Genomic DNA, 21,252 nt, shown 5'->3' on the forward strand with positions numbered 1-21,252 from the left:
TTAAAATGATTGTTTTCATTTCTATATCAAATTCGAGCATAGTACTTTTAAGAAAATCATGCGAGATTTAGAAACGTTTGTTGTTTTATATAATTTAATGATAAAATAAGTTTATAAGTAAACTCTTAGGGAGGGATTAGCATGAAAAATTTAAAAATAAGTACTAAATTAACTATTATAATATCGCTTCTAATTATTGCATTAATTATTTTGGGATCATTTTCTATTTATAATGGACGTAAAGCCACAGCAGATATGGAAAAAATGTATAGCAATAGTTTATCAGCCATTGTGATAGGTGGTGATTTAAGAACACAAACAAGAGCCAATAAAGCTAATTTACTTGATTTAATTATTTCTAAAGATGAGAGTTATAGAGAAAAAGTAAATGATGATATTGAGACTCGTAAAAAGACAATAAAGGATGATATGGATAAATTAATAGATTTATCTACGGACAATCAGCAGATGGAATTATACGAAACAGTAAAGAATAATCTTGCAAGTTATGAAAAAGCATTTATTGCAGAAGTTGATATGGCAAAATCTAATAAAGTTGATGAAGCTTATAAATTATATTATGAGAATATTAGTTTATTAGAAACTTATCAAACAAGTGTAAGGAATATTAATGATTATAATTCTAAGAATGCTAAAGTTATTTATAATGAATATGAAGCAAATGTAAAAGTTACAGAAAACATGACATTTATTATAGCAATATTGGCTATTATTATGGCTTTAGGAATTAGCTGGTATATTATTAGAAATATTAAAAAATCAATTTCAGGTTTATCTCTTACATTAAATTCCTTAAAAAATGGAGATTTTACAGTAGAAATTCCTGAAAATATACGTAGTACAAAGGATGAAATTGGAATAATGTCTATGGACGTATTTCTTATGCAAGGATCTTTAAAGAAATTAATTGAAACTGTTAAAAATGAAGCTATAAAGGTTAATGACAATGTAGATAGCAGTTTAGAAAATATAAATATTATGAATAATAACATAGAAGATGCTTCAGCAAGGACTGAGGAGCTAGCAGCAAATATGGAAGAAACAGCAGCTTGTTCACAGGAGATGTCAGCAACTGCACAGGAAATTGAAAGAGCAGTGGACTCTATAGCTAAAAATTCACAAAATGGTGCAATAGAAGCTGTAAATATAAATAAAAGAGCAGTTGATACGAAAAAAAGTGTTAATATAGCACAGAAAAAAGCAAATGATATTTTCATAGGAACAAAAGGGAAGCTTGAAAAAGCAATTGAAAGTTCAAAAATAGTAGAACAGATAAATGTTCTATCTGAATCTATAATGCAGATAACAGAACAAACTAATCTACTAGCATTAAATGCAGCAATTGAAGCTGCGAGGGCTGGAGAAGCAGGAAAAGGATTTTCAGTAGTAGCAGAAGAGATAAAAAAATTAGCGGAGCAGTCTAAAGATACAGTAATTGAGATACAAAATATTACCGTTAAAGTAACAGAATCTGTTATTGAACTATCAAGTAGTTCAAATCAATTATTACAGTTTGTGTCTACTGATGTATATAATGACTATAAAACAATGCTTGATGTTGCTGATAAATATAGTGATGATGCAAATTTTGTTGAAAACCTTGTTACAGAGTTTAGTTCAACGTCAGAGGAGCTTTTAGCATCTATACAGGATGTACTAAAAACTATTGATGAAGTGGCACAAGCAGCTAATGACGGAGCAGTAGGGACAACTGATATTGCTCAAAGAATTGCTGATGTAACTTCAAAATCTAATGATGTGTTAGAATTAACAAAGAAATCACAGGATAGTTCAGATAAATTAAAACGAGAAATTTTAAGGTTTAAGATTTAGTTTCTTAAAGGCAGTAAACATTAAATGTTTACTGCCTTTATTCAGGCTACTTTATTAGAATTAGTATAGCAATCTTAACCATATTTATTCTCGTAATGGCATGATTTGTTTACAATATGCGGTATCAAAACTAATGCTACTATTTTGGACAGATTGATTAAACAATGGAAGAGTCGGGGGTATGAGTTTATAACTTTAGATGGTATAAATAATGAGATCGTAGTAAAATATTAGTAATTATAGTTTTAAAGGATGATAAAAATAATGGATAAAGGTTTTATTAAAAGTAAAATAAATATACCTAAGGTTAAAGATAAATTAGTAAAAAGGTTAGCCTTATTTGATAAATTGAAACAAGCTATAGATTATAAGCTTATATTAGTAACTGCTCCAGCGGGGTTTGGTAAAAGTACTTTAATATCTTCATGGTTAAATTTTGATATTAAGAATAAATACTTTGTTGCTTGGATATCCTTTGATGAAAGAGATAGTGAACCTTTGATTTTTTGGAAATATATAATTTATTCACTTAATAAAATAAAAGAAGGAATTGTGGATAGTTCTTTTTCTGCACTTAACTCGGTTCAATTTAACTATGGGTTTGAAACAGAAATTTTATCGGTGATTATAAATGACCTTTTTAACTTAGAAAAAGAGTTGTTTATTGTTTTAGATGATTTATATTTAATTAAAAACAAAGAAATATATGAACAATTGAAGTTTTTTATAAGAAATATACCATCGAATGTACACGTTATAATATTAAGTAGAGTAGTCCCTGAAATTGGAATTGCTAAACTTAGGGCAACAGATAGTATGCTTCAACTATCGCAAGAAGATTTGAGTTTTACAAAAGAAGAAACAGAAGTGTTTTTTAAAGACGTTATGAATGTAGATATATCGGATAATATTCTAATCATTTTGAAAGAGCGTACTGAAGGCTGGGCAGCAGGACTTCAAATGGCTGCACTTTCTTTAAAAAACAATAAAGATGAAGAAAATCTTATACAAAGATTTAAAGGTGATCATAGGTATGTTTTAGATTATTTAATGGAAGAAGTATTTACTTTATTGGATAAAGAAACTCAAGAATTTCTTATGAAAACTTCTATATTAGATGAAATGAATTGTGATTTATGTAATAAAGTTGTTGATATAAAAAATAGTCAGTATTTTTTAGAAAAATTAGATAATGAAAATCTATTTATGATACCTTTAGATGAAAATAAAGAATGGTATAGATATCACCATTTATTTAAAGATTTTTTAAGAAATAGAATTGATATCACCATGGAAAATATTTTACCTAAACTTTATAGTGATGCGGCAAATTGGTATAAGGAAAATGGGTTTTACTCTAATGGAATTAATTTTTATTTGGAAGCTAAAAATTATAGTGAAGCAATACTTATGATAGAAAAAATTGATATGGACTTAATGTTTAGCGGTGAAATGAAAAAAGTCTATGATTGGTATATGGCAATACCAAAAAATAAATTTTATGAGAGTATTAGACTTTGCATGAATGCAGCATGGTTTACATGTACTGATGGAAATTATGAAGATACTGAGGATTATTTGAAACATATAGAAGCGTTTTTTGAAATAAATAAGGATGAGGAATATGAAAAATATTATAATACAGAAATAATGATTGTTAGAGCTATGCTTGCAACACTAGAAAAGGATAGTAACAAAATTAATGAATATTTGAAAAAGGCAAAGAATTATAGTTATGAACACAATGAAAGTATTTTACATGCAGCAATATCTTTATTAAATGGGACTGCATGTATTTATGATGGAGAAGTACTTAAAGCTTTAGAATTTTTTGAAGAAAGTTTTAAAATTAGTAAAAGAATAAATAATTATTATTTAGCTGTTATGTCAAATAGAAGTATAATTATATCAAAAATGCTTAAGGGTAAGCTTTATGAAGCAGAAAACCAATGCGTAAATCTATTGGAATATCTTAAAAGTAGAAATGCAGAGAAAATTCCTATAGCAGGTGGTATATATAATGATTTGGCAGAAATATATTATGAGTGGAATAATTTGGATAAAGCAAAAGAATTTGCATTAAAGGCATTAGAATTTGGTGAAAAGGGCGAAGTTGTATGGGTTTTATGTAAAAGCTATATGATCTTAACTAAAATATTATTTGCAAATTCTAATATTGAGGAATCCCTAAATTATATAAAAAAGGCTGAAATTATTGTAGTTAACGCTAAATTATTTGATTTGGGAACTGAGCTTCAGGTAGTTAAACAAAATGTTTTTTTACGAACAGGAAATTTTGATGAAGTTGAAAAGTGGATAAAAAGTGAAAGTTTCTTTAAGCTAGAAAGATGTAATATAGAATATGCATATTATTATATAGCTCAATTGAGATATTTTATTTTAAATGATTTAATGAAGGAAGCAGAGGAAACTGTTAATAATTTATGTGTAAATTTTAAAAATAGGAAAATTTATAAAGTATTCGCAGAGGTACTAATTTTAAAAAGTATTCTATGTAATAAAAAAGGTAATATAGAAGAAATGTTAGAATTGTTAGTAAAGGCAATTAATATTTCATATAAGGAAAATTATTTAAGAATATTCTTAGATGAAAAAGAAGACTTGAAAAGTATAATACTTAGAGAAAAAGATAAATTTCAATCGATGCTAGAAAAAGAGCAATTAATATTTTTGAATATGATAATTAAAAGTTTTGAGGAAGTTAATTGTGAACAAGCTTTTAAAATAAGTGAAATATTAAGTATAAGAGAAGTTGAAGTCCTAAAATATTTAAAGGAAGGACTATCAAATTTACAAATAGCTAATTCTTTATTTGTATCAGTAAATACAGTGAAAACTCATCTTTTAAATATATATACAAAGCTGGACGTCCATAGCAGAACAGAAGCTTTAGCTAAGGCTAGTGGACTTGGAATTTTGTAGATACATGTTATTTTTAAATTTGTAATTAAATATTAGTTGTGTAGATTTTGGAGCCATTAAATAAACTATATTTTATTTAATGGCTCTTTTTAAAACTGGGTGATTGAAAAAATCACCCACCATAATCATACTTGTGGGTGATTAAAATATCGTCTTAAATTAGTAAAATATAGCTATAATAAATATTCGAAATTTATAGGGAAAAAAATAATAATTAAAGTTTCACTATACTATCAAAAATGTTTAGTTTTAAATTTAGGAGGATATAACAATGAAAAAAACAACAGGAAATGATTTTACAAAAGGAAGCATTAGGAATCACATATTAAAATTTGCAATACCAATGACAATAGGACTTTTTCTAACTATGGGTTACACAATAATAAATACTATTTGGATTGGAAATTTACTTGGGAAAGATGCAATGGCAGCAGCTTCAGTAAGTTTTCCAATTACCTTTATACTTATAGCAATAGCCGCAGGCTCAACTGCAGCAGTATCAATATTAATATCTAGAAATTATGGTGCTAAAGATTTTAAGAAGATAAATGAAATAATAGAAACTTCTTTTTCATTATTTTCAATAGTAGCAGCAGTTCTTGTAGCTTTAGCACTTTTGTTTAGAAATGAACTTTTAAGCTTAATGGGAACTCCAAGTAATATATTTGATATGGCATCAAGTTATTTAAGTATTTTGCTTTTATCTGCTTTTATTAATTATATATATTATGTTATTAATTCAATTCTTTCAGGAATGGGAGATACTAAAACTTCAGTGATCTTCTTAGTATTATCAACAATTGTAAATGCTGTATTAGATCCATTTCTTATAATGAAGTTTGGACTTGATGGAGCAGCAGCAGCTTCTCTTATTTCAGGAATGGCTGCAATTATTTCTGCAGTTATATATTTAAAAAGAAAAAACTTTGACATAAATATCATTCCTAAAAGATTTATTTTAGATAAGAAAATAGTTTTAGAAATATTTAAAATAGGTATGCCATCAACAATACAACAATGTTTAATGCCAATCAGTCTTATATTCATAACAGCATTTATAAGCAGGTTTGGAGCTGATTCAATTGCAGCTTATGGGGCTGCAAGTAAAGTTGATTATTTAGCATTAATGCCTTCCATGGCAGTTGGAACTGCAGCATCAGTTATAACAAGTCAAAACATTGGTGCAAATAAATTAGAGCGAGTTACAGAAGTATTTAAATGGGGCATAATAATAATTTTTAGTACAATTGCATTAGTAGCTATATTAATTGAACTTTTCCCAAAAGAAATTCTTATGGTGTTTGCAAGAGATTTTCAAATATTAGATATAGGATCATCATATTTAAGGATTAATGCTATAGGTTATTTAATATTTAGTATAAGTTTTATAACTAATGGAATAATAAATGGTTCAGGAAAAACAATAATAACTATGACTATATCAGCTGTAACTTTATTGTTACTAAGAATACCTTTATCTGATTTTATGTCTAAAACCAATATGGGAATTAAGGGAATATGGTATGCAATTTTGATTACTTCTGTATTTTCTACTTCTTGTAGCCTGTTCTATTATTTATCAGGAAAATACAAAGAAAAATTAGAGGTATATAAAGAGAAAGTTTATTCATAATGTATCTATGCATTTAATTACTATAAATTCAATATGATAAATGTTAGCAAAAGTATAAAAGATAGATTTCTTAATATTATGAATATCATAATTAAGAAATCTATTTTTCATATAATATTTATGTTAATATGAATGTTATGATATGAAAGCATACTTCATACTAAGGTTCATAAATATAAAGTTAAGAGGAATGGTTAAATGTTATTAATGATAGATAATTATGATTCATTTGTATATAATCTTGTTAGATATTTTGAGGAAATTGGGGAACAGGTAGAAGTAGTTAGAAATGATAAGATAAATATGAATACTATTGATATGAATAAATATTTAGGCATAGTTATTTCACCTGGTCCTAAAAATCCTAAAGAAGCAGGATTAAGTTTAGATATAATTGATAAATTTAAAGGAAAGATACCTATACTCGGAATATGCTTAGGGCATCAATGTATAGGACATTATTTTGGCGGTCAAATTATAAAAGGTGAAAAACCAATGCACGGGAAAATAAGTGAAGTAATACATAATAATAATGGTTTGTTTTATAATGTGAAAAGACCTGTTAAAGTTACAAGATATCACTCTTTAATTGTAAATAAAGAGACTCTTCCTAAAGAATTAGAAATTATAGCAGAATCTTCGGATAATGTAATTATGGGAATTAAGCATAAGAAACTGCCTATATATGGAGTTCAGTTTCATCCAGAAGCAGAACTAACAGAGGAAGGGCATAAGATTTTAGAAAATTTTATTATAGAATGTAAGAGGTTTAAAAATGATTGATTTTCAGATAAAAGAATTAGCTACATATTATGATCCATTTTATACATATAGTCTTTTTGAAAACCAAATAGATAGCATTTTTTTAGATAGTTCAAAAGAAGATGAATTATTATCAAAATATTCTTTTATTGGAGTAAACCCATATAGAAAATTTATTTCTAAAGGAAGAAATATATTAATTGATAATGAAGAATACAAAGAAGTTGATCCTTTTGAAAAATTAGAAAAACTCCTAGAAAAGTATAAGATTAATATTGATAACGATATTCCATTTATAAGTGGTGCTATTGGATATTTTTCTTATGACATAGGAAGGATCATAGAAGACCGGCCAGATAATTCTAAGGAGGATTTTAATATTCCAGATAGCATATTTATTTTCTTTGATAATTTAATTATATTTGATGTGCAGAATAAGAAAACTTACATAACAGCAGTAGGACAAATTAAAGAGGCAGGAAAAAGTATAGCAAGTATAGAAAAGAGTTTAGAAAATTATAAAGAAGCTGTAGAGATAAAAGTAGAAGCTTCGAATAATAAATTCTATTCTAATTTTGATAAATTGGAATATGAAAAAGAAATAACCAAGCTTAGAGATTATATTAGAAATGGTGATATATATATAGCAAATATGACAAGAAGAATATGGTGTAATAATAATGAAGATTCTTTCGAAATATATGGAAAATTAAGAAGCTGTAACAAAGCACCGTTTTCAGCATATATGAATTTTGAAGATTTTCAAATTATTAGTTCTTCGCCAGAAAGATTTTTATCAATTACTGATGGATTAGTGCAAACAAGACCTATTAAAGGAACTAGACCTAGAGGGAAAAACCATGAAGAAGATGAAAAAAATAAAAATGAATTAATAAATTCTGAAAAGGATAAATCAGAACTTTTAATGATTGTAGATTTAGAAAGAAATGATTTAAGTAAAGTTTGTAAGCCGAGCTCAGTAAAGGTTACAGAACTTTTTAAATTAGAAGAATATGAAACAGTATTTCATCTTGTAGCAACTATAGAAGGAAAATTAAAAGAAAATGTATCTGCCGTAAAATGCATAAGAGAATGTTTCCCAGGAGGATCTATTACAGGAGCCCCTAAAATAAGAGCAATGGAAATAATAGAAGAGCTTGAAAAACTGAAAAGAAATATTTATACAGGTTCTATAGGTTATTTTGATTTAAGAGGGAATAGTGATTTTAATATAGTTATTAGGACTATTGTTAAGAAAGACAATAAGGCTTATTTAGGCGTTGGAGGAGGAATCACTTGGGAATCTATAGAAGAAGATGAGTGGTTTGAGACAATAGATAAAGCTAAGGCATTAATGGGGGTATTATAAATGCGAAATATAATTCATGGGGAAGATAAAATATTTATAGATGAAGGAGTATTTTTTGGAAGAGGTATTTTTGAAACAATTTTATGGAAGGATAGACCTATATTTTTAAATGAGCATTTAAAAAGACTTAAAGGAGCTATAGAAAAAATAGGGATGCTACCTTTAGAAGAAAAAAAATTAAGGGAATACTTAAATGATCTATCAATAAAAAATAAAGCTGTTAAAATAACTGTTACACCATTAAACATTATAATTACTCAAAGAGAAATTCCTTACAAAGAAGAAGATTACAATAGAGGAATGACATTAACTATTTCAAAAGTAAGGCGAAACAGCACCTCATTGTTATCATATATTAAATCTACATGTTATATAGAAAATATAATTGAAAAAGAAAATGCTAAAAAAATGGGCTATGATGATGTTGTATTTTTAAATGAAAATGGATATGTTACAGAGACAAGCTGTGCGAATATATTTATTGTAAAAAACAAAGAAATATTTACTCCTAAGGTGGAAGATGGATTATTAGATGGAATAATAAGAAGAAAAATTATTGAAGAGTTTCAATTACAGGAAAAAAGTATTACTTTAGAGGAATTGAAAAAATCAGATGAAGTAATTATAACAAACAGTTTAATGGGGGCAATGTCTATTAAAAAGATAGATGATATTAAGTATGAGAATGAAGAATTTAGCCACATATTTAATAAAGGATATATTAGACAATAATATAGATGTTTTGTTTTGTTTTATTATATCAAGAATTTAGTCTTACAGAGCGTAAATTCTTGATATAAAGGAATTAATGATAAAACTTATTTTATTATTAATTCACCATCATAAGATGTAATAATCTTGTATAAGTCAGGACGACGATCTCTAAAGATTCCCCATTCAATACGTTGTGTTTCTAATTGATCTAAATCAAATTCAGCAACTAATACAGTTTCTTCTGTACGGTTAGCTTCAACAATCTTGTTTCCTTGTGGTCCTGCAATGAAGGAAGAACCATAGAAGTTTATTTTAGAGTCTTCATCTTCTTCAATACCAACACGGTTTGATGCAATTACAGGTATTAAATTAGAACCAGCATGACCTAACATGCAAGCTTGCCAGTGATCTTTTGAATCAATTGAGCCATCTTGAGGTTCAGAGCCAATCGCTGTAGGGTAGAAAAGAATTTCAGCTCCCATTAAAGTCATACATCTAGCAGCTTCAGGGTACCATTGATCCCAACAGATACCTACGCCAATTTTACCATAGAGAGTATTCCATACCTTAAAGCCCGTATCTCCAGGATTAAAGTAGAACTTTTCTTCATAACCAGGTCCGTCAGGAATATGGCTTTTTCTATATGTTCCAAGTACTTCTCCATTGGCATCAATTATTGCTATGGAATTATATCTAGCATAGTTTTTCTTTTCATAGAAACTAATTGGTAATACTACCTTAAGTTCTTTAGCAATTTCTTTAAAATGATTAATTGCTTTGTTTTGTGCTACTTCTGTAGCATATATGTAGTAATCAGATTTTTCCTTTTGACAAAAATATGGAGTTTCAAATAATTCTTGAAGAAGAATTATTTGAGCACCTTTTTCTGCAGCTTCTCTTACGAATTTTTCTGCTTTAGAAATATTTTCATCTATATTACATGAACAGCTCATTTGCACCGCTGCAACTTTAACTTTTCTCATAATTATATCAATTCCTTTCTTGAATAAGGCATTTGCTGAGTGGTACAGTGGACATTACCGCCTTCTTTTATAACAGCTATTCCATCTACAGTTCTAACTTTTCTATCAGGGAAAGTTAAACTTAAAATCTTTTCAGCCATTTTATCTGCTTCTGCTGCATTTCCACCAAAAGTAGGTAAGATAATGCCGTTATTTACAAAGTAGAAGTTTAAATAACTTAATGTTAATCTTTCACCTTCATATTCAGTTTTAGGGGGCTGGTTAATTTGGATAATTTCAAGTTTTCTTCCTTTTGCATCTATTGCATTTTTTAGGATTTCAATATTTTCTAAAGTGATTTTATAGTTCTCATCACTTGGATCATCACAAGTCTGCATAATTATTTTACCAGGTGCAGCAAAACAAGCTATGTTATCAACATGCCCATCAGTTTCATCACCACTTAATCCCTTTTTAAGCCAAATTACTTTTTCTATATTTAAGTATTGTTTTAAGTAAGTTTCAATTTGGTCTCTAGTAAGATAAGGATTTCTATTAGGATTCAATAGACATTCTTCTGTAGTAAGTAAAGTTCCTTCTCCATCTGTATGAAGAGAACCACCTTCCATAACTAGTGGTGCATCAAATTTCCTAATATTATAATGATCTAAAATCTGTGGAGCTACTTTATCATCTAAATCCCAAGGAGCATACTTTTCACCCCAAGCATTAAATTTCCAATTTACTCCTGCTATATTTCCTTCATCATCAATTACAAATGTAGGACCATTATCTCTAAGCCATGCATCATTATGATCAATTGGGAGCAGTTCTATATTAGGTTCTCTAAAAAGCTTTTTTACATTTTCCAATTCATTTGGATTAACAATTACTGAAACAGGTTCAAACTCAGCAATTGTCCTAATAAACTCTGCATATCCAGCACAAACACTTTCATAATTATCTGGATGACACATAGATTCTTTTACTGGCCATGATATGAATGTACGCTCGTGAGCAGTCCATTCAGCAGGCATTTTATAATTAAAATCTTTTGGATACATAATAATACCCCTCTTTTCTATGATTGTATTTTATAGCAATGTTATACTTTGTATACTATCATATAATATAATAAATTTATTATCATATCAATGTTAAGATTAAATATATGCATAATAAGGCAGTTTGACTGTAATTCCTGTTTCATCAAATTTATAATTTGTATCACTTAAAGGAGTGTTACCAGTGGCTATGTTCATTCCTATGGTATAAATTGCATTTGCATGTTCGTGTGGATCTTGTATCACAGTACCTGTCATGACACCTTGTTTAATTAATTCTTGAGCTTCTGGCAAAGCATCAATTCCAACAACGGGGATATATTTTGAATTATCTCCTTTATTGTAGCCATATTTTTGAAGTGCTTTAATAGCACCTATTGCCATAGCATCATTATTAGAAATTATTGCTTCAATTTTATTACCAAGACTTAAGAAAGTTGATTCTATTGCAGATTTGGCACATTCTTCGTCCCAATTACAAGGAATTGATGAAAGCTGTTGAGATTTTATTCCTATCTCATTAAGTGCTTGAATAGAATATTTAGTTCTTGCAATTGTTTCAGGGCTGTTAGTTGGACCTTGTAACATGACATACTGCATTATATTATCATGATTGCTATCAAAAGCTTCTTTATTAGCATTCCATGTATTCGCTAAGATTTTACCTTCAAGAATTCCAGATTGATTAATATCTGTATCTATGATCACAGCATTACCATAACCTTTAATATAATTTACTATTGATGGAGTTTTAGCGTAGTATAGAATTAATGGAATATTTTTTTGCAATAGTTTATTAAGAGTATTTTCAAATTTATTTATGTCAGTACTAACTGGATTTATGACAAAAAGATCAAAGTCTTTATTAAGTACTTGTTCCATGCTTTCGTTTTGAGACACTTGATTTCCTTTTGCATCAAAAAAAGTAAATTGAACTTTGTTTTCATTTTCTTTTTGTATATCTTCTAAATTATTTCTAACCTTAGAAATAAATTGATCATTAAAATCATTCAAGAATACAGCTACTTTAACTATATCTTGGGAAGTAATACTTGGGTTGGCATATGCAGTACTTTTTACAATTTGTAATAATAATACAGAAATAAAGGCAATGGAAACTATTTTTTTTATTATCTTCATTCTAACCCTTCCTCTTTATACTTTAATTTTATCTTATTACTAGATTATTATAATTTCAGAAAGAACTTCATTTATATATGTTGGATTATAAAATATTCTAATTTAGTATTAGGTTGTCTTCTTATAAAAAAATTATGCCTCATTCTGTAGCTTATGCAATCAATAAAAATTAGGAATAATCATTTTAAGGATAGTCCTAATTTTTATATAACTAATTTGTTTAAGCTATACAAAGTTATTAAGGCTAATATGCTAATCTTAAAAATCATTATAAATAAAGCAAGAAATATTTAACAATGCATTTAGTATGTATGTAGAACTAAGTTCAGATGGATGAGGTTCTCCTTCTTCTTTTGTTTCATGAAGAGCGCTTATAATAAATCTTGTGAATATAAAAATTCATATATAGTAATGAAAAAATGTGAGAGTATGCTATAAAATATGTTAAAAAAAATGACAAAAATCTTGACAAAAATAGTTGCTAAGATTATTATAGCTATAACAACTATTTTGATGAGGTGATCATTTGGAGAATAAATATGATTATACAAAGTTAATTGGATATTTAATAATTAAAGGTGAAGTTTATATAAAGAGAAAGATTCTTAATATATTTTTAGAAAATGGATATGATATTACATTTGAACAATGGACAGTTTTAAATGTATTATACGCAGAACCTGGATTAATTCAAAGTGAAATTGCAATGAGAACATATAAGGATAAAACTAATATTACTAGAATATTAGATGTTCTTTCAAAAAATGGGTATATAGTAAGAAAGCAACATGAAAGTGATAGAAGAAGCTTATGTATATATCTTACAGACAAAGGTACAAAAATGTTTGATGACCTTATACCACATATTAATTTAATTAATGAAAAATTAAAAAAAGGAATATCAGATGAGGAGTTAAGAATACTTGAAAGTATTCTAGAAAGAATATACAAAAATGCTGAATAGGTATTTTGTATTTTTTTATCATAATAGTTGTTATAACTATTATATATATGACAACTAATTAAAATTATTTTAAGGAGAGGTTTATGAAATTAAAATTGGTTTATAAAATATCATCTTTTATTGCATTTGTATTAATAATAAGTTTTATGATTTCAAGTTTAACTGCAGAATTCTTAGGTGATTATATTCTTATTGTGATTGTAAAAAAATCTATATTTTGTACCTTACCATTATTAATTATATGTATGAGTATAACTGGTATATCAACAAGAAAACTTGCCTTATTATATCCTAATCTTCCATATAACCGATTAGTAGTAAGGCGAGTGAAGTATATTGGATTAAATGGAGTGATGTTTCTTGCACCGCTAGCAACTGTTTTAAATTATCTTGCACAGAATAATAGTATAGAGTCAATATTTTATCTATTACAATCATTAGAAATACTTTTTGGATTAATTAATATTTTCTTATTTACAAAAATATTTAGAGATGAGAAAAATCAAATCAATAAAATTTGAATTATAAATATAATGAGAATTTTGCTATTTTTTTTAGGAATATAGTTGTTATAGCTACTATAGATATAACAATGAAATAAATATAATTAAAGGTGGGAAAAATTATGGTTAAGTTATCTTTAAAAGAAAAGTTTGCATTTAAGTTTATTTTTAGTGAGAAAAGGGTTTATCAAAGATGGTATGGAAGATTTTTATCTTTCGGAATTGATTATGGAAGATTACAAAGAGTGGTGAAAAGAGTATCAAATTGGCTACAATGGTGTGATGAATGGACTAAAGAGGGAGATCAATTATATAAGAAAGCAGAAGAAGCATTGATTGATGGATATAAGTCTAAAGCAAAAGCATTATTTCATGAAGCGGTAGGTTGTTATCATGTTGGTCAGCATATATTTTTTATTGATAATAATCAAAAGGAAAGAACGCAAGAAAAAGCACGAACAAGCTATAAAAAAGCCATTGGTTTATATGAGGAAGAAGAAAGGCCTATACGGATTGATATTCCATTTAATAATGTAAAAATTCCTGGATACTTAAGGCTCGCAACTGGCAAAAATAAACCACTTATAATTTTTATAAATGGAATGGACAATATTAAGGAAGCAGAAGGTCATTCACAAGGTACACTATTTCAAAAACATGGATTTAATTTTTTTACCTTTGATGGATTAGGTCAAGGGGAAATGTGGAAGGATATGAAATTTGATGTAAAAGAATATCATAAAGCATTATCAGCAATCATTGATTGGTTTGAAAAACAACAAGAGTATGATATTGATATTGAGATTGAGAAAATAGCATTAGTTGGATTTAGTTTAGGAGGATATCTAGCACCAATGTGTGCAGCATATGATAAACGTGTAAAAGCTGTAGTTGGAAATAGTGGATTAGTTTATATAGGTGGATTAAATGGATTAAAGAAACTCAATCCAATTTGGCAAAGGGGTGTCACATATATGACTGGGTATGAGACATTAGAAGAAGCAGTTGATAAATTTAATTGGGATATTGAAAATTCACCTAATTTACAAGTACCGTTATTATTTTACCATGGAGGAAAAGATGAGGTAATGATTTCTCCAGAAATTCATGCTGAAAAAGTGATGAGGTGGGCAAAAGGAGATAAGACACTTAAATTTTATGAAGATGGAGAACATTGTACAATGAATTACTTAGATGAAGTATTTCCAGAGATAATAGATTGGATTAAAAAAGTTTTTAAATAGTAACATACTTGATAAGTTTCTAAGTGAATAAATTAAAGCAAGTAATGGTAATTGTTTACTATGTATCAATATGATAAAATATAGGGAAGATAATTACCATTATTTTTGGTTACCAAAATGTTACACTAAATAGTGTTTTTGGGGGTGTGATTATGAAGAAGAAAAGAGGCATTTTGCTCTATGCAGGATTAGTCATATAATTCAGCGGTTAGTTGTATAGAGTGTAAAAAATAATCGCTGTTTTATTTGTATATGGCAAACCTGCAATCTTGTGAAATATAATAAGAAGGAGCAGGATTAAGGTGGAGTATATAAATGCGAAAGATGTTTTACCAAAAACATTAATTCTTCAGATACAACAATATGTGGGTGGTAGTATAATTTACATACCTCAAAAGGATAGTGACAAAAAATCATGGGGAACTTATACAAATAGTAGAAATGAAATTACTGAAAGAAACAATGAAATTAAGAATAAGAAGAAGAACGGTGCAACAATAGATGATATTATGTCTGAATATCATTTGTCCTATGATACAATCAAGAGTATAGTTTATAGAAAGAAATAGAAGAAAGCAGTCGGTTGTTGAACTGGCTGCTTTTGTGTATTTACATTTATAATTAAGCATTACATATTATTCCATGATATTTTCATTTATACTTTAATCATAAATTGCAGCATGATAATATTCATAAGAGAACAATTTATAAAGATAAGTTCAAAATTTTTTATGAGGAACAGAAAATGCTAAATCATAAGTTTTTAAAATTTTTATGAAGCTGCAGATTATATAGGAAAATTGATAAGGAGTTAAAAAAATGGAGAGAATTAAAATGATAACTAAGCTTAATGAAATGTGCAAAAAATATGATAGAAAAGATTATCCAGGTATCGCTGTTGGAGTTGTAGAGAATGGTGAGCTAATATTCAGTAAAGGATATGGTGAAGCTAACTTGGATTATAATATTCCAATTGATGAAAATACAGTATTTCATGCTTGTTCTATGGCGAAACAATTTACAGCAGCCTGCATTGCCTTGTTGATAGAAGAAGGAAAATTATCATTAGATCAAGATGTTAGTAGTATCTTTCCGCAGCTTAAGAATTGTGGTGAGAAGGTTACCATATATAACTTGTTGTATATGACAAACGGAATACCTGATGTATATGATACAGCTTATTGTGTGTGTGGAATTCGGGATGATGAAGGTATCACTCGTGATGAGTTTTGGAGATATGTTACATCATGCGATTGGAAGTTTTTCAAGGTGGGAGAGAAATGGAGTTATGGTAATACAGGGTATTTCTTGCTTGGACAGATAGTTGAAGCTATAACTAAAACATCACTTAGTCAATATGCGGACGAGCATATTTTTAAACCTTTAGGTATGAATAGTACATTTATTAGAGATGATCGTACAAAAATTATCAAAAAAAGAGCTGTTGGATACTCAAATTATGATTATGTACATTATAATGATAGTTATAAACGTTATACTACAAGGAATGATAAACTTTCAATTAATGAGGAAAATGTGGAAGTTGGTGGTGCCGGTCAGATATGGACAACTATAAAGGATTTGCTTTTATGGGATAAAAATTTTTATAATAATATGCTTGGAAGAGGTTCAAGTGAGTTTATAAAGTTCCTTACAACATCTGGATTGCTCAGCAATGGCAAGGAATGTGGATATGGCTCAGGATTGTTTGTTGGCGAATTCTATGGCAATAAGATAGTACATCATGGAGGGTGGGCAGGCGGTTATAGTGCATACTACGCTCAACTTCCAGAAAAGAAATCATCTGTGATTATTTTAGGAAACCATACGGATTTTATGTATGATTTTGGCATTAATAATGGAGGATTAACGGAAGGTATTCTAAAACTATTAATCGGATATGATGATGAAAGAGACAATACGGAAGAGAAGCAATCTGATAATATAAATCTAAATCAAATTGAATTTGATTTAGATTTATCAGGTGAATATATAGATCAAGAGAGTAGTTGTTTATGGAATATAACAAAAAATAAGGATATTTATTATGTAGAAGATTCTATAGGAAATAGCACTAAAATACTTTACTATGGTGATAGTGTTTTTAAATCTGCAGATAAAGAGAAAATATATACAGTTGTGCAAAATAATAAACATATTATAGAGTGTATTAAATTACAGGACGTAGAAGCTTGCAGCAAGTTTTATCCCTTCTATAGAAAAAAACTTGATTTTTCTCAGTTAAAGATATATGAGGGAAGTTATCGTTGTAAAAAACTTGATGTCTCATATAATGTTAAAATCCATGATGGAAAATTATTTATAAGGAATGAGAATTTCCATAATAATGCTTTGGATTTATACTATACACATGCAATCAAAGATACTTTTATAAGTGATCATAATAGTCACATGGGGAATTACTGCACAACGTTTAGTAGAGACTCAAATAATCAAATAGCCTCATTTTCATATCGAGATGACACGCAGACTTTACGAGAAAATTTTATATTTATGAAGATACAGTAAAATATTTCTGAAATATATATCATAAGGGTGAATGGGAAACAAATAATCCAGAAGAATATGTGACTGAAATTCAGTTTCCTCTAGTATAATTTTAATCTACACAAATTATGTAATAGTTAAAAGTAAAATGATAAGAAGTATCTAAAGAGGTGCTTCTTATTTTCAATAAATCATTTTTCTTTTTAAAAAGAAAAATGGGTTTGAATATAATATAAATGAAAATATAAGTCTGGTATTTTTTTTGTTAATTGATATTATTAAATTGCAGGTAATAAATCAAATGGAGGATTTAAAGATGAAGGCTATTAGTAAAAAGTAGAAAAAAAGTAGCTATTATTTTATAAAAAAAGACCTTTAGGTAAGGAAAATGTGTAATGGAGGAAAATCATGAAATATACATATAAACACACATTAAGAGCATGTTATATTGGATATATCACGCAAGCAGTTGTTAATAATCTTGCACCTATACTTTTTATTATTTTTCAAAAACAATTTCATATTTCGTTTGAAGAGATAGGAAGGTTAGTTCTTATTAATTTTGCAACTCAAACATTTGCAGATGTTATTGCTATAAAGTATGTAGATAAACTAGGCTATAGAAAATCAGCAATACTCGCACATATATTTTGTGCTATTGGTCTTATTGGACTTTCAATATTACCTCAATTAATGATATCACCTTACATTGGATTAATTATGGCAGTGATGATTTATGCATTAGGAGGAGGAATACTTGAAGTATTAGTAAGTCCTATTGTAGAGTCAATTCCAGGAGATGAAAAAGCCTCCGCTATGAGTTTACTACACTCATTCTATTGTTGGGGGCAAATGGGAGTTGTGTTTATAACAACAATATTACTAAAATTAATAGGTGAGGATATGTGGACAATAATTCCTATAATATGGGCAGTTATTCCTATTTACAATGGATTTAAATTTATCAAAGTACCTCTGATGCCTCTGATGCCACAAGAGGAACAAATGCCAATAAAGGTATTACTAAAATCTAATCATATTTTAGTAGCATTTATGCTTATGCTATGCGCTGGGGCTTCTGAACTTACAATGTCTCAATGGTCATCTATATTTGCAGAAAAAGGATTAAGTGTTCCAAAAGTAATTGGAGATATAGCAGGACCATGCATGTTTGCAATATTTATGGGAATAGGTCGTACATTATATGGAATATGGGGAAGTAGAATAAATTTAAGAAAGGCATTGTTTGGAAGTGGTATTTTATGTGTTACTTGTTATGCGGTAACAGTATTTTCACCATGGCCAATGCTTTCACTTATAGCATGTGCAATAAGTGGACTATCAGTAAGTTTAATGTGGCCAGGAACTTTTAGCCTTTCTGCGAAGATGTATCCAAAAGGAGGAACAGCTATGTTTGGGATGCTTGCTATATTTGGAGATTTAGGTGGTTCAATTGGTCCTTGGTTAGCTGGTTTTATGTCTGATATTGCACAAAAATCAACTAAGATTATTGAAATTGGACAAGTTTATAATATTAATTTAGATCAATTGGGACTTAAAAGTGGATTATTTGTATCAACAGTTTTCCCTATTATGTTAGTATTAGCAGTCATTTTCTTAAAGGATGAAAAGAAGAAATTTAGTGAAAATTACAGAAAGATAAAATTAATTGATAAATAGTTTCAGTTAAATGTTGATTGTATAAAAGTAAATAAGTTATAATTGAATTCATGATAATGACATTTCAGTTTTGTGTTATTATGTTGCTAAGGAACTCAATTATAACATGAGAATTAGGAGCATTATTTTTATACAAAAACGTTACCAGTGATATATAAAGAAAAATTAGAGAAAATCAGTGTAAATACTATACACTGACAAATGTATATAGGGAGTTATAATATGAAAATTTTACAATTTGAAAATGTAAACTGTAAAAATTGCTATAAATGTGTGCGCTATTGTCCTGTTAAAGCTATTGAAATTAAAAATCATTGCGCACAGATACTTGAAGATGAATGTATTCTGTGTGGGCGTTGTACTATTGTATGTCCACAAAAGACTAAAGAAGCTATCAGTGATGTAGAAAAAATTAAGGATGTTTTAGATGAGAAAAGGCAAGTAGTTGTAAGCGTTGCTCCATCGTTTTCTGCATACTATCATTCAGAGTTTGTAGATTTTAGGGAATCTCTTTTAAAGCTTAAATTTGCAGAGGTTTTTGAAACAGCTGAAGGAGCTTATCTAGTAAAAACAGAATATGAAAAACTACTTGAAGAAAATCCAGAGAAAACTTATATATCGTCTTGTTGTACTTCTCTAAATGAATTAATTAAGAAGTATTATCCAAAGGCTTTGAAGTATCTTGCACCTGTTATAACACCAATGGAGGCACACTCAAAACTTTTGAAGGAGAGGTTTCCTGATGCAGTAATTGTGTTTGTTTCTCCTTGTATTGCAAAAAAAATAGAACGTTATGACAAGGATTCTCATGTTGATTATATTATTTCTTTTGAGGAATTGAGTGAAATGCTAAAAGATAATAATATAGAAATATCAAAGTCAAACTCTGGAGGGAAAGAAACAAGATATTTATCAAGGAAATTCCCAACGGATGGAGGTATTATTTCTTCAATGAAACCTGCGACTTGTCATGAATACATTTCACTTAGTGGATATAAGGATTGTGTTCAAGCCATTGATGATATATGCGAGGGGAAAGTATCAAATTGTTTTGTGGAAATGAGTTTTTGTGAAGGTAGCTGCGTAGGTGGACCATCATTTCAAAGGAATAATATTTCTTTGCTGACTTCAAATATTGATATTAACAAGCAATCAAAGGTTTTGGATTTCTCCAAAGATTTTAATGTGATCTATAAACAGTCATTGGAGAAAATTTATACAGACAGAGAGACAATTAATCATGAAAAACCTTCAGAGGTACAGATTGTTGCGATACTGCACAAAATGGGTAAACATACAGAAGATGATGAACTAAATTGTGGAATGTGTGGTTACTTTTCCTGTCGTGAAAAAGCTTCTGCTGTTTATGCAGGAAAAGCAGAAATCAGTATGTGTTTACCTTATATGAAGGAAAGGGCAGAATCATTTTCAAATCAAATTATAAATATAACCCCTAATGCAATACTTACAGTAGATATGGATCTTAAAGTCCAACAGATTAATAAGGCAGCAAGTGATATTTTCCATTTAGAACCTAAGGATATTATTAATCAGCCTGTATCTCGTATACTAGATGAGTTTGATTTTGTAAATATTATTACTAGTGGTACTCAAAAAACAGAAAAACTTGCTTTCTTGGCTGAGTATAATGCATATCTTAGTCAAGTATTCATGTATGATAAGAGTAATAGTATTATAGTGTGCATTATGAATAATATAACAGCAGAACGTCAGAAACGTAACCAATTGAAACAGAAGAAAATACAAGCGGCTGCTATGGCAGACGATATTGCTGATAAGCAGCTCCGAATTGTACATGAGATTGCATCTTTGCTGGGTGAAACTGCTGCAGAAACTAAGATTGTTATTAGAGATTTGAAAAATATAATTATGCTAGAGGATAAGGAGTAAT

General features: G+C 28.4%; 16 protein-coding genes. 13 read left to right on the forward strand and 3 right to left on the reverse strand.

The window, feature by feature from the left end:
* Nucleotides 1-141: 141 nt before the first annotated feature.
* From psyc5s11_RS07325 to psyc5s11_RS07350, 6 genes are all read left to right on the forward strand, one after another.
* Complete coding sequence (locus psyc5s11_RS07325; protein ID WP_224036956.1) at nt 142-1,854, forward strand: methyl-accepting chemotaxis protein; 1,713 nt, start codon at nt 142-144, stop codon at nt 1,852-1,854.
* Nucleotides 1,855-2,118: 264 nt separating this feature from the next.
* The gene (locus psyc5s11_RS07330; RefSeq protein ID WP_224036957.1) at nt 2,119-4,797 is read left to right on the forward strand and encodes a LuxR C-terminal-related transcriptional regulator; all 2,679 of its coding nucleotides are present in this window, start codon (nt 2,119-2,121) and stop codon (nt 4,795-4,797) included.
* A gap of 271 nt (nt 4,798-5,068) precedes the next feature.
* Nucleotides 5,069-6,430 carry an MATE family efflux transporter gene (locus psyc5s11_RS07335; RefSeq protein ID WP_224036958.1) on the forward strand — a complete coding sequence of 454 codons (1,362 nt, stop codon included), beginning with the start codon at nt 5,069-5,071 and terminating at the stop codon, nt 6,428-6,430.
* 198 nt (nt 6,431-6,628) lie between these two features.
* Nucleotides 6,629-7,213, forward strand: coding sequence for an anthranilate synthase component II (locus psyc5s11_RS07340; RefSeq protein ID WP_224036959.1), 585 nt, complete (start codon nt 6,629-6,631; stop codon nt 7,211-7,213).
* On the forward strand, nt 7,206-8,561 hold the full coding sequence (gene pabB, locus psyc5s11_RS07345) for an aminodeoxychorismate synthase component I (RefSeq protein ID WP_224036960.1): 1,356 nt from the start codon (nt 7,206-7,208) through the stop codon (nt 8,559-8,561). Before psyc5s11_RS07340 ends, pabB begins: the two co-directional genes overlap by 8 nt.
* The gene (locus psyc5s11_RS07350; RefSeq protein ID WP_224036961.1) at nt 8,562-9,293 is read left to right on the forward strand and encodes an aminotransferase class IV; all 732 of its coding nucleotides are present in this window, start codon (nt 8,562-8,564) and stop codon (nt 9,291-9,293) included.
* Nucleotides 9,294-9,379: 86 nt separating this feature from the next.
* Here psyc5s11_RS07350 and aguB read toward each other — a convergent pair whose 3' ends face one another.
* From aguB to psyc5s11_RS07365, 3 genes are all read right to left on the reverse strand, one after another.
* Entirely contained in the window at nt 9,380-10,258 is an 879-nt protein-coding gene (gene aguB / locus psyc5s11_RS07355; protein ID WP_224036962.1) for an N-carbamoylputrescine amidase, read from the reverse strand.
* A 2-nt stretch (nt 10,259-10,260) separates the two neighbouring features.
* A complete protein-coding gene (locus tag psyc5s11_RS07360; RefSeq protein WP_224036963.1) occupies nt 10,261-11,301 on the reverse strand; it encodes an agmatine deiminase family protein in 1,041 nt (346 codons plus the stop codon).
* 99 nt (nt 11,302-11,400) lie between these two features.
* The gene (locus psyc5s11_RS07365; protein ID WP_224036964.1) at nt 11,401-12,441 is read right to left on the reverse strand and encodes a galactose ABC transporter substrate-binding protein; all 1,041 of its coding nucleotides are present in this window, start codon (nt 12,439-12,441) and stop codon (nt 11,401-11,403) included.
* A 526-nt stretch (nt 12,442-12,967) separates the two neighbouring features.
* Between psyc5s11_RS07365 and psyc5s11_RS07370 the strand changes: the two genes are divergently transcribed.
* The 7 genes from psyc5s11_RS07370 (at nt 12,968) to psyc5s11_RS07400 (ending at nt 21,251) form a co-directional block, all read left to right on the forward strand.
* The gene (locus tag psyc5s11_RS07370) at nt 12,968-13,405 is read left to right on the forward strand and encodes a MarR family winged helix-turn-helix transcriptional regulator (RefSeq protein WP_224036965.1); all 438 of its coding nucleotides are present in this window, start codon (nt 12,968-12,970) and stop codon (nt 13,403-13,405) included.
* An 83-nt stretch (nt 13,406-13,488) separates the two neighbouring features.
* Nucleotides 13,489-13,926 (forward strand): hypothetical protein, encoded by a 438-nt coding sequence (locus tag psyc5s11_RS07375; protein WP_224036966.1) that lies wholly within the window; start codon nt 13,489-13,491, stop codon nt 13,924-13,926.
* Between the two features lie 104 nt (nt 13,927-14,030).
* Nucleotides 14,031-15,152 carry an alpha/beta hydrolase family protein gene (locus psyc5s11_RS07380; protein WP_224036967.1) on the forward strand — a complete coding sequence of 374 codons (1,122 nt, stop codon included), beginning with the start codon at nt 14,031-14,033 and terminating at the stop codon, nt 15,150-15,152.
* A 302-nt stretch (nt 15,153-15,454) separates the two neighbouring features.
* Nucleotides 15,455-15,721 (forward strand): CD3324 family protein, encoded by a 267-nt coding sequence (locus psyc5s11_RS07385; protein WP_224036968.1) that lies wholly within the window; start codon nt 15,455-15,457, stop codon nt 15,719-15,721.
* Between the two features lie 250 nt (nt 15,722-15,971).
* On the forward strand, nt 15,972-17,681 hold the full coding sequence (locus psyc5s11_RS07390) for a serine hydrolase domain-containing protein (protein ID WP_224036969.1): 1,710 nt from the start codon (nt 15,972-15,974) through the stop codon (nt 17,679-17,681).
* Nucleotides 17,682-18,068: 387 nt separating this feature from the next.
* Nucleotides 18,069-19,340 (forward strand): MFS transporter, encoded by a 1,272-nt coding sequence (locus psyc5s11_RS07395; RefSeq protein ID WP_224036970.1) that lies wholly within the window; start codon nt 18,069-18,071, stop codon nt 19,338-19,340.
* A gap of 222 nt (nt 19,341-19,562) precedes the next feature.
* Nucleotides 19,563-21,251, forward strand: coding sequence for a [Fe-Fe] hydrogenase large subunit C-terminal domain-containing protein (locus tag psyc5s11_RS07400; protein ID WP_224036971.1), 1,689 nt, complete (start codon nt 19,563-19,565; stop codon nt 21,249-21,251).
* Nucleotide 21,252: the final 1 nt, after the last annotated feature.

This window comes from Clostridium gelidum, from assembly GCF_019977655.1.
In the GTDB taxonomy this organism is placed as follows: Bacteria; Bacillota; Clostridia; order Clostridiales; family Clostridiaceae; genus Clostridium; species Clostridium gelidum.